12 protein-coding genes are annotated in these 13,889 nt (G+C 69.6%); 3 read left to right on the forward strand and 9 right to left on the reverse strand.

The window, feature by feature from the left end; all coding sequences use genetic code 11:
• The 9 genes from AB0K18_RS35555 to AB0K18_RS35595 all read right to left on the reverse strand — a co-directional run bounded on the left by AB0K18_RS35555 (position 1) and on the right by AB0K18_RS35595 (position 11,624).
• Positions 1 to 1,665: an FAD-dependent oxidoreductase gene (locus tag AB0K18_RS35555; protein ID WP_364923439.1), complete on the reverse strand. Its 1,665-nt coding sequence runs from the start codon at positions 1,663 to 1,665 to the stop codon at positions 1 to 3.
• Positions 1,662 to 2,090 (reverse strand): thioredoxin, encoded by a 429-nt coding sequence (gene trxA, locus AB0K18_RS35560; RefSeq protein ID WP_364923442.1) that lies wholly within the window; start codon positions 2,088 to 2,090, stop codon positions 1,662 to 1,664. Before trxA ends, AB0K18_RS35555 begins: the two co-directional genes overlap by 4 nt.
• Before the next feature lies 1 nt (position 2,091).
• Entirely contained in the window at positions 2,092 to 4,710 is a 2,619-nt protein-coding gene (gene clpB, locus AB0K18_RS35565; protein ID WP_364923445.1) for an ATP-dependent chaperone ClpB, read from the reverse strand.
• Position 4,711: 1 nt separating this feature from the next.
• Complete coding sequence (locus tag AB0K18_RS35570; protein WP_364923448.1) at positions 4,712 to 5,014, reverse strand: chaperone modulator CbpM; 303 nt, start codon at positions 5,012 to 5,014, stop codon at positions 4,712 to 4,714.
• Positions 5,011 to 5,970: a DnaJ C-terminal domain-containing protein gene (locus tag AB0K18_RS35575; RefSeq protein ID WP_364923451.1), complete on the reverse strand. Its 960-nt coding sequence runs from the start codon at positions 5,968 to 5,970 to the stop codon at positions 5,011 to 5,013. The genes AB0K18_RS35570 and AB0K18_RS35575 overlap by 4 nt, the downstream gene beginning before the upstream one ends.
• Positions 5,970 to 6,506: a nucleotide exchange factor GrpE gene (locus AB0K18_RS35580; RefSeq protein ID WP_364923454.1), complete on the reverse strand. Its 537-nt coding sequence runs from the start codon at positions 6,504 to 6,506 to the stop codon at positions 5,970 to 5,972. Before AB0K18_RS35580 ends, AB0K18_RS35575 begins: the two co-directional genes overlap by 1 nt.
• 1 nt (position 6,507) lies before the next feature.
• On the reverse strand, positions 6,508 to 8,403 hold the full coding sequence (gene dnaK, locus AB0K18_RS35585) for a molecular chaperone DnaK (RefSeq protein WP_364923458.1): 1,896 nt from the start codon (positions 8,401 to 8,403) through the stop codon (positions 6,508 to 6,510).
• Positions 8,404 to 8,436: 33 nt separating this feature from the next.
• Positions 8,437 to 8,910: a general stress protein gene (locus AB0K18_RS35590; protein WP_364923461.1), complete on the reverse strand. Its 474-nt coding sequence runs from the start codon at positions 8,908 to 8,910 to the stop codon at positions 8,437 to 8,439.
• A gap of 137 nt (positions 8,911 to 9,047) precedes the next feature.
• Entirely contained in the window at positions 9,048 to 11,624 is a 2,577-nt protein-coding gene (locus AB0K18_RS35595; RefSeq protein ID WP_364923464.1) for an AAA family ATPase, read from the reverse strand.
• A gap of 166 nt (positions 11,625 to 11,790) precedes the next feature.
• Between AB0K18_RS35595 and AB0K18_RS35600 the strand changes: the two genes are divergently transcribed.
• From AB0K18_RS35600 to AB0K18_RS35610, 3 genes are all read left to right on the forward strand, one after another.
• Positions 11,791 to 12,219 (forward strand): DUF2267 domain-containing protein, encoded by a 429-nt coding sequence (locus AB0K18_RS35600; RefSeq protein ID WP_364923467.1) that lies wholly within the window; start codon positions 11,791 to 11,793, stop codon positions 12,217 to 12,219.
• Positions 12,220 to 12,333: 114 nt separating this feature from the next.
• Complete coding sequence (locus AB0K18_RS35605) at positions 12,334 to 12,948, forward strand: DUF1345 domain-containing protein (RefSeq protein WP_364923470.1); 615 nt, start codon at positions 12,334 to 12,336, stop codon at positions 12,946 to 12,948.
• A 170-nt stretch (positions 12,949 to 13,118) separates the two neighbouring features.
• Complete coding sequence (locus tag AB0K18_RS35610) at positions 13,119 to 13,670, forward strand: phosphate-starvation-inducible PsiE family protein (RefSeq protein WP_364923472.1); 552 nt, start codon at positions 13,119 to 13,121, stop codon at positions 13,668 to 13,670.
• The last annotated feature ends 219 nt before the right edge of the window (positions 13,671 to 13,889 follow it).

The following is a 13,889-nucleotide window of genomic DNA, read 5'->3' on the forward strand; positions in this document are numbered from 1 at the left end:
TCACCGTCCTTGCTGTCGATGCCCTGTCATGGAGAATCTTTCGTGCAGCAGGCGAACCGCCATGGCGCCCTCCCCGACCGCGGACGCGACCCGTTTGACCGACCCGCTGCGAGCGTCCCCGACGGCGAACACGCCGGGCCGCCCGGTCTCCAGGGGAAGGGCCTCCCCGTGCGACGAACCTTCCCCCGTGGTGACGAAGCCCCGTTCGTCCAGCGCGACGGCGCCCGCCAGCCAGCCGGTGTGCGGATCCGCGCCGATGAACACGAACAGCGCGATGGACTCGATCTCGATGGGGTGCCCCGTCTGGTTGTTCTGGGCGCGGACGGCCCGCAGGGAGCCGTCCCCTAGCAGTTCGCGTACCTCGGTGTGGAACATGATCGCGATGCCGGGTGTCCGGTTGATCGCGTCGATGAGGTAGCGGGACATGCTCTCGCTGAGATCGCCGCCGCGGACGAGCATGTGCACCGACGAGGCGTTCCTGGCCAGGTAAAGTGCCGCCTGGCCCGCGGAATTGCCGCCGCCGACGATGACCACTGGCGCCTGCCGGCACATGCGCAGCTCGAACGGCGTCGCGGCGTAGTAGACGCCGCAGCCTTCGTACTTCGCCAGGTCGGGAACGTTGAGTTTGCGGTAGCGAGCGCCGGTGGCGATGAGCACGGCGTGGCCCTGCACGGCGGGCCCGCCTTCGACGAGCACCTTGTAATGGCCGTTGTCGGACTCCAGCCCGCTCGCCTCGGCCGGTACGGTCAGCCGGGCGCCGAACTTGGTCGCCTGGATGACGGCGCGTTCGGCGAGCTCGGCGCCCGAGATGCCCGACGGGAAGCCGAGATAGTTCTCGATACGGGAGGAGGTGCTCGCCTGGCCGCCCGTGGCGACCGCGTCGAGCACGACCGTGGTCAGGCCCTCCGAGGCCCCGTAAACGCTCGCGGCCAGGCCGGCCGGGCCCGCGCCCACGACGATCAGGTCGCACACGCCGTTGCCGGGCCGCGGTGCGGGCGGGCCGATGGTCTTGGCCAGCGTGGCGGCGGTCGGGTTGCGCAGCACCTGGTCTCCGTGCCAGATCACGACCGGCGTCTCCTGCGGGGAGACGCCGAGCCGGCGCAGCAGTGCCTCCGCCTCCTCGTCCTCCTCCAGGTCGATCCACCGGTGCGGGAGCCTGTTGCGGGTGGCGAACTCGCGCAGTCGGCGGGCATCGGGCGAGTAGCGGGAGCCGATGATACGGAACCCGGCGTCCATGCCGATCAGCAGGGTACGGCGGGTCAGGTAGGCGCGCAGGACGAGGTCACCGAACGCGGGATCATCGGCCACCAGCGTGCACACCTGGTCAGCTTCGACGGCCAGGATCTCGCCGGGCTCCCGCACGAGCGCGGTCAGAAATCCGATCTGGCGGGTGAGCAGGCCCAGCTCGCCGAGGAAACGCCCGGGGCCGTGGACGGCGATCGTGCGTTCCTGCTCGCTGCCGTACCCTTCGATCGTGGCCACCGTGCCGCGCAGGATCACGATGAACTCGCTGACCGGTTCGCCTTCCCGGTAGAGGGCCTCGCCGGGCGAGACGGATCTGCGCTCTCCGCACCGCGACAGGTCCGCGATGCGCCGCTCGTCCAGCCGGGGATAGGCCCCGTACAGGTCCGGTGTCTCGGGCAGGGTGGCCTCCGGCTGCGTCATGACGGCGTCCTCAGCGTGTGCTCGACCCATTCGCGCAGCTGGGGCACCGGGGCCGCGCCGACGCGTTGCGCCACGACGCGGCCCTCGTTGAGCATCATGAGCGCCGGAATGCCGGTGATCGCGAAGCGCTGCGAGAGGGCCGGAGACCGGTCCACGTCGACCTTGACGAGTTTCACCCGTCCCGCCAGCTCTTGGGCGAGTTGTTCGAGCGCGGGCGTGACCATCCGGCACGGCCCGCACCATTCCGCCCAGAAGTCGACGAGCACCGGCAGGTCGGCCTGTTCGGCGACCTGCGCGAAGGTGCTGTCGCCGGCGTCGATGATCCACGGCAGCGGCTGGTGGCAGTTGCCGCAGCGGGGCGTTCCCGAGGCGGAGTCGGGAACCCGGTTCGGTCGTCCGCAGTTGGCGCAGCGCGCAGCGTGCATGTCAGCTCTCCGGGGCGTAGAAGGTGACGTTGAGTTCGCCCTTGTCGGCGCCGACCACGATGGTCGCGCCGTCGGGGACGTCTCCGGCGAGCAGGGCGCGGCCGATCCGGGTCTCGACCTCGCGAGCGATGAACCGGCGCAGCGGCCGGGCGCCGTAGACCGGGTCGTAGCCCTGGTTGGCGATGAGCTTGCGGGCCTCCTCGGTGACCTCCAGGGTGAGCCGCCGGTCGGCCAGCCGCTGCCTGATGTCGGTGAACATCAGCTCGACGATCCGCTCGATCTCCGCCTCGGTCAGCGGCTTGAACAGCACGACGTCGTCGATCCTGTTGAGGAACTCGGGCCGGAAGTGCCGGCGCAGCTCTGCCATCACGCCGTCGTGGGCCTCGGGCTTGATCTCGCCGTCGGAGGTGATCCCGTCGAGCAGGTGCTGGGAGCCGATGTTCGAGGTCATGATGATCACGGTGTTGCGGAAGTCGACGGTGCGGCCCTGCGCGTCCGTCAACCGGCCGTCGTCCAGGACCTGCAGCAGCGTGTTGAAGACGTCCGCGTGGGCCTTCTCGATCTCGTCGAAGAGCACCACCGAGTACGGCTTGCGCCGCACCGCCTCCGTGAGCTGTCCACCCTCCTCGTAGCCGACATAGCCGGGAGGGGCGCCGACGAGGCGGCTGACCGTGTGGCGTTCCTGGTACTCGCTCATGTCGATGCGGACCATGTTGTCCTCGGTGTCGAACAGGGCCTCCGCGAGGGACCTGGCCAGCTCGGTCTTGCCGACACCGGTCGGCCCGAGGAAGAGGAACGACCCGATGGGACGTTTGGGGTCCTTGATGCCTGAGCGGGCGCGGATGATGGCGTCGGCCACCAGCCGCACGGCTTCCTCCTGACCGACGACGCGCTCGTGCAGGATCTGGTCAAGCTTGAGCAGCTTGTCCCGTTCGGCCTCCTGCAGCCGGGACACGGGGATGCCGGTCCAGCGGGAGACGATGTCCGCGATCTCCCTCTCGGTCACCACCTCGCGCAGCAGCCGGTGGCCGTTCTGCCGGGTGCCCAGCCGTTCCTCCTCCGCATGCAGGCGGCGCTCCAGCTCGGGCAGCCTGCCGTGTCGCAGTTCGGCGGCGCGGTTGAGGTCGTAGTCGCGTTCGGCCTGCTCGGCCTCGCGCCGCACGGCCTCGATCTCCTGTCGCAGGCTCTGGACCTTGCGCAGGGCCGAGCGCTCCGCCTCCCACTGTGCCCGCATCGCGTCGCCTTCGGCACGCGCGGCCGCCAGTTCCTCGCGCAATTCGGCGAGACGCTCCCGGCTGGCCGGGTCCTCCTCCTTGTCCAGCGCGGCCTCCTCGATCTCCAGCCGCCGTACCCGCCTCGTCAGGGCGTCCAGCTCGGCCGGCATGGAGTCGATCTCCGTCCGGATCATCGCGCACGCCTCGTCCACCAGGTCGATCGCCTTGTCCGGCAGGAACCGGTCGGCGATGTAGCGGTGGCTCAGCGTCACGGCGGCGACGAGCGCGCTGTCCTGGATCTTCACGCCGTGGAAGACCTCCAGGCGTTCCCGCAGGCCGCGCAGGATCGAGATGGCGTCCTCCATCGAGGGTTCGTCGATCAGCACCGGCTGGAACCTGCGCTCCAGGGCGGCGTCCTTCTCGATGTGCTTGCGGTACTCGTCCACCGTGGTCGCGCCGATCATGTGCAGCTCGCCGCGCGCCAGCATCGGCTTGAGCATGTTGCCGGCGTCCATGGCGCCTTCGGTCGCCCCGGCTCCGACCACCGTGTGCAGCTCGTCCACGAACAGCAGGATCTGTCCCTCGCCCGCCTTGACCTCGTTCAGTACGGCCTTGAGGCGCTCCTCGAACTCCCCGCGGTACTTGGCGCCGGCCACGAGCGCGCCCATGTCCAGGCTGAAGATGGTCTTGTCGCGCAGTCCCTCCGGGACGTCGCCGCGGACGATGCGCTGCGCCAGGCCCTCGACGACGGCCGTCTTGCCGACGCCGGGATCACCGATCAGCACCGGGTTGTTCTTGGTCTTGCGGGAGAGGATCTGGATCACCCGCCGGATCTCGCCGTCACGGCCGATCACCGGATCGAGCTTGTCCGCCCGAGCGTCGGCGACCAGGTCGCGCCCATACTTCTCCAGCGCCTCGTAGGCCACCTCCGGCATGGCCGAGGTGACGCGCTGATTGCCCCGCACGGCGGTGAGCGCCTCCAGGAACCGATCCCTGCTCAGGCCCTGGCCGTGCATGGCACGTCCGGACGCGGTCGCGGATCCCTCCTCGATGAGGGCCAGCAGCAGGTGCTCGACGGAGACGTACTCGTCCTTGAGCCGGCGTGCCTCCCGGTCGGCGGCGTCGAATAGCCGCGACAGGCGCTGGGTGACGAACACCTGGCCAGGGGCGGCGCCCGGGCCGCTGACCCTGGGCCGTCGCGACAGCTCGTCCTCCACATCGGCCTCCAGGCGGCTCGGATCGGCGCCGGCCTGCTCCAGCAGCCTGGGCGCCAGCCCTTCCGGCTGGTCGAGCAGGGCGAGCAGGAGGTGCTCGCCGTCGACCTCGGTGTGCCCGAAGCGCAAGGCCTTGGTTTGGGCGTCGTGCAGGGCTTCCTGCGACTTCTGCGTCATCCTGTTCGGGTCCACTTCAGCCCCCTAGCGTGGTCGTGGGACGGTCGCGCAGGGCGGCCTCCAGCTCCCCGATCCGGTCGAGGAGGTCGATCACCACGCCGATCGCGGCGTAGTTGATGGACAGTCCTTCGTGCAACCGCTGGATGCGGCCCGCCGCCGCCACCTGGGCGGGCGTGAAGCACAGCTCCCCCCTGGCGTTCCTGACCGGCTCCAGCAGGCCGAGCGCCACCAGCCGGCGCACGACCTGCGGGTGCAGGCCCGTGACCCGCGCGTAGGCATCCAGGTCGAGCCGGACCGGGCGAACGAGCGCGTAGCTCATGAGCGCCTCCTGGGGTCGAAGTGCGAGACGGCGGCGAGCTGCTCGAACAGGCGCCGCTCCTCGTCGGTGAGCCTGGGTGGCACCATGATCCGTGACTCGGCGTAGAAGTCGCCCGCGGCCCCGCCCGGGCCGGGCATGCCGCGGCCTTTCAGACGAAGACGGCGACCCGTGGACGTGCCCGGCGGCACCTTCACCTTCGCCTCGCCGCCCGGCGTGTCGATCGCGACCATGGCGCCGAGCGCCGCCTCCCAGGGAGCCAGGGGCAGCGGCGCGTAGATGTCGCGGCCCTCCACGCGGTAGCGGGGATGGCCGGCGATCCGCACGATCAGGTAAAGGTCACCTGCCCTGGCTCCACCACTGCCGTGCCCGCCCTGGCCGGCGAGCCTGATCCGCTGCCCGCTCGTCACACCGGGCGGGATGGTGACATCCACTCGCCTGCCTCCAGGCAGGGTGATGCTGCGGCGTCCGCCGCGATACGCCTCCTCCACGGTCAGCGTCAGCTCCGCCTCCTGGTCGGCGCCGGGCATCGGCCCCCACTGCCGTCTGCCCCGGCCACCGAACATGCCACCGAGCAGGTCCTCCAGATCGATGCCTTCTTCCGTGCCGAAGCCGAAGCCCTCGGCGCCGGTCGAGCGCCACGGGCCGCTTCCGGCCCCTGCACCGGCCCCCGCGCCCGCGCCCGCGCGGCTGCGTGCGCGGGCCCAGTCCGCCGGATCGACGTCGGGCGGCACCTGACGGAAATCGTGCCCGAAAGCGTCGTAGCGGCGACGCGTCTCGGGGTCGGAGAGCACGCTGTAGGCTTCCGAGATCTCCTTGAACCTGTCCTCGGCGCCGGGATCCTTGTTGACATCAGGGTGGTGGGTGCGCACGAGCTTGCGGTAGGCCCGCTGAATCTCGTCGGCGTCGGCGTTCCGGTCGACGCCGAGCACCTCGTAGAAGTCCCGGCGTTCGGCCATCACTCCACCTTCTTCGCGACGGCCACGATCGCCGGCCTGAGCTGCCGCTCACCGTCGCCGTACCCGGGCCTGAGCACCTCCACCACGGTGCCCGGATCGACGTCGTCCCGTTCGACTGTTGTCACCGCCTCGTGGCGGGCGGGGTCGAAGGGCACACCGGTCTCGTCGTGGCGGGGGTAGCCGAGCTTGTTGAGCAGGGTGACTGCCTGGTCTCGTACCGCTCGTACCCCTTCGAGGACGGCGTCCGCGCCACCGTTGCCATGGACCGCGTGGCTGAGCGCGAGCTCCAGGTTGTCCAGAACGGACAGCCACTCTGCTGCCACCTTGGACCGCTCTTCAGCCCTGATCCGCTCGGCGTCGCGGGCGATGCGCTTGCGCAGGTTGTCCAGCTCCGCGACCGCGCGTAGCCACCGGTCCTCCAGTTCCGCCAGCTTCGCGTCGGTCTCCGCGGGCGCGGCGGTCTCCACAGGAGCTTGTTCACTTGACGTTATGGCCGTCTCGGCCTGGTCCTGGGCCTCGGATCCGTGCTCGTTCATGTCACTCGGGCTCCGAGGTCGTGAATTCGGCGTCGATCACGTCCTCGTCGCTGCCGCCGGGGGCGCTTTCCGTCCTGCTCTGGGGCGGTACGCTCGCCCCTCCGCCCGCGGTGGCCCCGAGTCCGTGATAGACCTGCTGCAACTCCCCGCTGAGCGAGCGCAGCCGGTCCGCCGGCGCCTCTTCCTTGATCGCCTGCCTGGCCTCCTGGACGAGTTGCTCCGCCCGGGCCTTCTCGTGCACGGGCACGCCGTCGCCGAGCTCCTCCACCCGGCGTTCCACCTGGTAGGCGACCGAGTCCAGCTCGTTACGCGCGTCGATGGCCTCCCGGAGCCTGGCGTCCTCCGCACGATGCTGCTCGGCGTCGGCGACCATCCGCTCGATCTCCGACTTGTCCAAGTTGGAGCTCTCGCTGATGGTGATCCGCTGCTCGGCACCGGTGTCCTTGTCCCGGGCGGAGACGTTGAGAATGCCGTTGGCATCGATGTCGAAGGTGACCTCGATCTGCGGCACCCCCCGCGGCGCAGGCCGGATGTTCTCCAGCCGGAAGCGCCCGAGCACCCGGTTGTCGGCGGCGCGCTCCCGCTCGCCTTGCAGGATGACGATGTCGACGGCGTTCTGGTTGTCCTCGGCCGTGCTGAAGACCTCGGTACGGCGCGCCGGGATCGTCGTGTTGCGCTCGATGACCTTGGTCATCAGGCCGCCGAGCGTCTCCACGCCCAGTGACAAAGGCGTCACGTCGAGCAGAACGACGTCCTGCACCTCACCCTTGATGATCCCGGCCTGGACCGCCGCGCCGATGGCGACGACCTCGTCCGGGTTCACCGTCATGTTGGGGTCCTTGCCGTCGGTCAGCCGACGCACGAGGTTCTGTACGGCGGGCATCCGGGTCGACCCGCCGACGAGAATCACCTCGTCGATGTCGGCGGGCCTGAGCTTGGCGTCCTCCATCGCCTGCTTGACGGGAGTGATGCAGCGCTCGACAAGGTCAGCCGTGATCTGCTCGAACGTGGAGCGCATGAGAGTGGTGTTGAGGTGCTTCGGCCCCGAGGCGTCCGCCGTGACGAACGGCAGGCTGATCGTGGTCTGGGTGACCTCGGAGAGCTCGGCCTTGGCCTTCTCCGCCGCCTCGAACAGGCGCTGCAGAGCCTGTGGGTCGTTGCGCAGGTCGATGCCCTGGTCCCGCTGGAACTCGTCGGCCAGGTGGTCGACGATCCGGCGGTCGAAGTCGTCGCCGCCGAGATGCCCGTCTCCGGAGGTGGCGCGGACCTCGACCACGCCTTCACCGATGTCCAGGATGCTCACGTCGAAGGTGCCGCCGCCCAGGTCGAAGACCAGCACGGTCTCGTTGGACTTCTTGTCCAGCCCGTACGCGAGCGCCGCCGCCGTCGGTTCGTTGATGATCCGCAGGACCTCGAGCCCCGCGATGCGTCCCGCGTCCTTGGTCGCCTGGCGTTGAGCGTCGTTGAAGTACGCCGGCACGGTGATGACCGCCTCAGTCACCTTCTCACCCAGGTACTTCGCCGCATCCGCGACGAGTTTGCGCAGGACGAGGGCCGAGACCTCCTCCGGCGCGTACTGCTTGTCCCCGACCTGGAAGCGCACGGCTCCCTCGGGCCCCTCCACGACGTCGAAGGAGACGGCGTGCTGCTCGCTCTGGATCTCGTCGTAGCGGCGGCCGATGAAGCGTTTGGCGGAATAGATCGTTCCCTTCGGGTTGAGTATGGCCTGGCGGCGGGCCAGCTGGCCGACCAGCCGTTCGCCCTGATCGGTGAACGCCACCACGGACGGCGTCGTCCGGGAGCCTTCAGCGTTGGGTATCACCGTGGGGTGTCCGTCCTCTGTGGCGGCGATCACCGAGTTGGTGGTACCGAGATCGATGCCGACTGCCTTCGCCATGTCTCGCTTCCCCCTCGCACTCCCTTTCGGGCTCTATCCGGTCATTCCTCGGAGCAGTTCATGGGCCCGGGCCGCATGCTCTGACTCGACGAGGACGTCGTACCTGTCGGCGACGAGGGCGCTCTCGGAGATGAAGTCCCGCTGACCGCGCAACATCGCATGCGAGATCAGGCCGAAGACCGCTCCAGCCACCGCACCCCACAGCAGCCCCCACAGCACCAGGGGCAATCCGGCTGCGGCCGTGGTGGAGAAGATCGCCAGGAACAGGCCGATCAGGACTCCGAACCATGCTCCGCCCGCCGCGCCCCAGCCGGCCGCCCGTAGGTGGGTCATGCGCGCGAGCACCCGTTCCAGCGAGTGCAGGCCGGTGCCGACGATCAGTGTTCCGCTCACAGGGAACCCGTGATCGGACAGGTGGTCGACGACCTTCTGCGCCTCCTCGTAGCTGCCGTAACTTCCAATCAGTTCGCGTTGGGCCATGATGGGCCCTGACGGCGCGACCGACACGGCTCCTCCTTCCCCCCACACTGAGCCTGCGCCTTGGGCACGGCGATGGTTCTCCGCTCCTCCTCGCTTTCGAGCCTTCCGCACGCGTTTCGCGGCCACATCCCCCAGATGGGTAGTCCTCGTCGTGCTGACGCGGCTCAAGCGCGCCTGCCGCCTGACGGCGGGTCGAAGCCGTCCCGTGTCTGCTCCGCCGCGAGCCGCGCGAGCTCGACCCGGGATCTGATGCTCAACTTGCGGAAGACCTGCCTGAGGTGGAACGCGACCGTGTGGACGCTGATGAACATCTGTTCGGCGATCTGCGGGTTGGTCCAGCCGTCCGCCGCGAGCAAGGTGACAGCGTGCTCGGTCTCGGTCAGGCTGTCCCAGCCGGAGACCGGCCGTTCGGCGTAGCTCCAGTGCCGGTGGCGTACCCCCATGCCGCGCAGCCTCCGGCGGATGCGCGCGGCGTCCCTCGCCGAGCCGAGCGCGTCGTACGTGCCCAGGGCGCGCTGCAGGCTCTCTGTGGCCTCCACGACTTGTGCGGCGGCGAGCAGCTTGCCGAGGTCCTCCTCGGCGGAGGCGCGCGCCCATGCGTCCTCGGCCCGTCCGGCGGCCAGTGTGAGCGCTTCGCGATCCCCGTCGAGCAGGCCCCGGGCATGTGCCGCGGCAGCGCCCAACGCTGGGAACTCATGATTGGCCTCGCCGAGCGCCTCTGCTGCGACCACCACGGACTCGGCCGCCGCCCGGTCGTCCGTGCCCAGGGCGACCCGGACCATCCAGGGGCCGGCCCCGGGCTCCAGAGTGAGCAGCAGCGGGCAGGCCAGCTCGGCGAGCAGGCTCATCGCGCTGCCCGGCCCGTCACGGGCCTCCGCGACCTGCGCGGCCAGCAGGGCGTGCCGCAAGCGTGCCTCGGCCGCTCCCTCGGGCTTGACCCCAAGATGATGCGCCGCTCCCTGCAGGTCGCTGCGCCGCAGCGCGACGGCGGCGAGAACCGCACAGGCTGCTGCGACCGACAGCGGCGTGTTGAGCGCGCCGGCCAGGTCCAAGGCCCGCCTCGCCTCGGTGACCGCGTCGTCGAAACGGCCCGCGAGCAGCTCCAGGCGGGCCTCGAGCGCCGAGGCATCGGCGGCCCAGGCCAGATGACCCTCGCCGAACATGTCCTTGCGCGCCTGGCGGAGCATCGCCCGTCCCTCGTCCAACCGGTGGACGTCGACGAGCACACCGGCTGCGATCAGGCAGGCCTCGTAGCGGCGTTCCTTCGGAGAGCCGGCACCGGCGGGCCGGCAGGCGCTCTCCGACAGGGCCAGCGCACCGGACAGCCTGCCCTCGCGCCGCTCCGCGATGGCCAGGGCGACCAGCGCGGCACTCCTGGCCCCGGGGCCATAGCGGTCCTTGCCGTCGATGATCTCCTGGGCGTACGCCCGCGCGGTGCCGTCGTCCGTCAGGCGCGCGGTGGCGTACAGCTGCACCTGGGTCGCCCGCTCGCGTACGTGTCCGGGCAGACCCGGGACCGACAGTACCGTCTCGGCCTCGTGGATCGCCTCGTCGCGCCGGCCCGTCAAGTACATCGTGTCGGCCAGCAGGCAGCGCAGTTCGGCTGAGCCGTACAGGGAGCCGTGCTCGGCGAGGCGGCTGCGTACCATCTCCTCGGCCTCGTGGAGCCGTCCACTGGCGATCGCCGCGTCTATGGCGGTGGAGCCCGGGCCGGTGAGCAGGCGAGCCGGCGCCACTTTCTCGGAGCTCATGAGAACGCCGGACTGGTCGAGCAGCGTCTGCCGTACCGACGATGGGATGCCCGTGGCGACGAGGTCCGCGACGAGTTCGTGACGGAAGGCCAGGCCGTGCTCGGTCACGATCAGGATGCCGGCGGCCGTGGCCTCCTCCGTGGCTGGGAGCAGCGCGGCCGGCGTGGTGTCGAGCAGCGACGCGGCGTGCTCCAAGGACAATGAGCGGCCGAGCACGGCGATCGTCTCCACCAGGCTCCTGGCCTTCGTGCTCAGGGTGTCGATCCAGCCCCGCACCACGATTCGCAGCCGGCTGGGCGTGCGGGCACGCGCCGCCTCCCGCAGCAGCCCTTCCTCGCGCAGCCCCGCGAACAGCTCCGTGAGCAGCAGCGGATTGCCACCGGCGGTCGCCGCCAGTGCCTGTGTCGCCGGGTCGGACGACCTCCCGAGGGCCTCCTCGGTCAGCGCCGCGACCGCGGCCGGGGACAGCGGCGCGAGCGTCATCCTGTCGGCCCCTTCCCGCTCCAGGATGTCGAACAGTGACACGGCCTGGCACGCGTTCGGCGCGGTCGAGCGGGTCATCAGCCAGCTGATGGGCCTGTCGGCCAGCAGGCCGTGCAGGGTGTGCAGGATCCGCAGCGTCGCCGGGTCCGCGCGTTGCAGGTCGTCGAGGGCGGCCAGCACGGGCCCCGTGGTGAGTCGCTCGAGGCCCACGCGCAACCGCTCCAGGACCTGCGGGCCGAAGCGGGTGGAGGCGTCGACGCCTTCCGGCTCGGACCGCAGGCCGAGTGCCTCCAGCAACATGCTGCACGGGGCGAGCTCGCCCAGCTCCTCCACCCTGGCGTGCAGGACCCCGATCCCGCGTTCGGAGGCTTCAGCGACGGCCTCGGCGAGCAGCCGGCTCTTGCCCGACCCCGGCTCTCCGTCCACCAGCAGTGTCCCGCCTCCACCTTGCCGCAACTTCTGCAGCAGGCCCTCGACGTGACACCATTCAGGATCGCGTCCCCGCATGATTCCCTCCCACGGAACGCCTGCCACGACAGAAGACGGGAAATCCCATGCCCATTGAGATCTTTCGTTCCTGACGCGACAACTACCCGGCTGGGGGATGTGGCCCCATGCCCGGTGTGCCGAGACTTGACGGGAGCCCCGCACAGGTGTGGAAGGAGTCAAGGCGATGGCGGAAACCGGTTATGCGCCGTTCAACCGTACGGTGGACAAGACGAACCGCGTGCTGCGGGAGATCGAGGAGGCGCACGGCTGGACGCCTGAGCGCCGCAACCAGTCCTACGCCGCCTTGCGCGCCGTGCTGCATGCGCTACGGGACCGGCTGACCGTGGAGGAGAGCGCCCAGTTCGCCGCTCAGCTGCCGTTGCTGATCCGCGGAATCTACTACGACGGCTGGCGGCCGAGCACCGTGCCGGTCAAGGCCCATCGCAAGGAGTTCCTCGACCGCGTCTCAGATGAGCTGGCCTTCGAGCTCCAGGAGAGCGAGGAAGACCTGGTCCAGAAGGTTCTGCAAGCGCTCAGAAGGCACATCAGCGATGGCGAGTGGGAGGACGTGAAGTCCGCCATGCCGAAGGATTTGACCTCGATCCTGCCCTGAGCGGCCCTGAAGACCGATCGGCGACACACCGGCCGGGGTACTACGGCTGCGGAGGCGCGTTGGGATGCTGGAGCGATGAGGCTTGCGTCCAGGGGAAACGCGGGGAGGCGCGTCATGTCGGTGCGTCGCGTGCTGACATCCCTGGGAGTCGGGCTCGTGACAGCGGCTGGTGCCTGGCGCGTGGGCGCCCCGGAGTTGTCGCCGCTGCTCGGCTGGGGTGCGGCCGCGACGGTGGGCCTGGTCTGGGTGTGGCTGATCACCTGGTCCAAGGATCACCAGGAGACCAAACGGCTGGCCAAGGAGGAGGGCGACGCTCGCTCCACCGACACCGGCGTGCTGATCGGCGCGGTGGCCAGCCTGGGAGCGGTCGCACTCGCGTTGGTCCGCACTGCCAGTCACAACCCGCTGGCGACGGTCTTGGTCATCCTGAGCGTGGTGACGGTCGTTGTGTCGTGGGGCCTGGTGAACACGGTGTTCGCGTTCAAGTACGCCCGGCTCTACTACGTGGACGAGGACGGCGGCATCGACTTCGCGCAGGACGATCCGCCGGCGTACAGCGACTTCGCCTACCTCGCCTTCACGATCGGCGTGACTTTCGGCCTCACCGACGACCGCGTGGTCAGCACACACATTCGTAAGGTGGTCCTCGGGCACGCTTTGCTGTCCTACTTCTTCAACACCGGCATCCTGGCCGTGGCCATCAACCTCGTCACCGACCTGGGCCAGTAACCCATGGTCACCATGACGCCGGGCTGCGATCAGCTGCGGGCGCAGGACCCGAGCTGGGCAGATCATGGACAGCGCCGCACAGGAGCGGGAGATTCACACGTGCCGGACCGAGGGTAGAGGCCACCCTGTACGACAGTCGCAGCACACAGCATCAATCCCAGGTATGGCTCATGAACAACCCAACGGACAGATCAGGTGCGCCCGGACCTCCGTCTGCGGCCGAAGCCGTGGCACACGAGGTCGCCCACACGCCGGGTAACAGCAGGCTGCTGGCCATCATGGTCTCTGCCGAGCACGGGATCCTCTACCTGGTATCACTTGCGCTGCTGGCTTTGGGCGTCGGCATTCTCGTCCTGCTGACCCTCACGATCGTCCAAGGAGGGGCATCCGGTGCGGAGAAGATCATTGTCATCCTGGAAGAGCTACTCCTCGTACTGATCGTCCTGGAGATCTTCGTCACGGTGCAGACCCACCTCGCGGGCGGCCGCCTGCAGCTGGAACCGTTCATCATCGTCGGCATCATCGCGATCATCCGGCACCTTCTGTCGGTGGTCGTCCGGCTGACGGTATCGGTGAGCCCGACAGAGAGCCGCCAGCAGCTCACGGAGCTTGCCGTCTATGCGGGAAGCGCCTTCATACTGGTGGCGGCGCTGGCGCTGGCGCGATGGTCGCAGCGGCGCTCACCCCGTCCGCCGCCGGGTCCATCCAGCGCTTCCGGATGACGGCTGACCGATCCGCGCCGTCAACGCTCTTCCCAGGCCGTTGCGCGAGACCAGCCGCAGCGCGGCGCCGTCCACGTACCCGAGCGCCCGTGCACCGTCCCACTTCATCTCGTAGACGAACGGCCGATCCTCGGCCGACGCAGGCAGTTCCCCCAGCCGCGCCAGCGTCGGTGAGTACTCAGGAAGGTCTCGCACGAGGAAGTCGTACCCACGTGCGGG

This window comes from Nonomuraea sp. NPDC049421, from assembly GCF_040677005.1.
Taxonomy (GTDB): Bacteria; Actinomycetota; Actinomycetes; order Streptosporangiales; family Streptosporangiaceae; genus Nonomuraea; species Nonomuraea salmonea.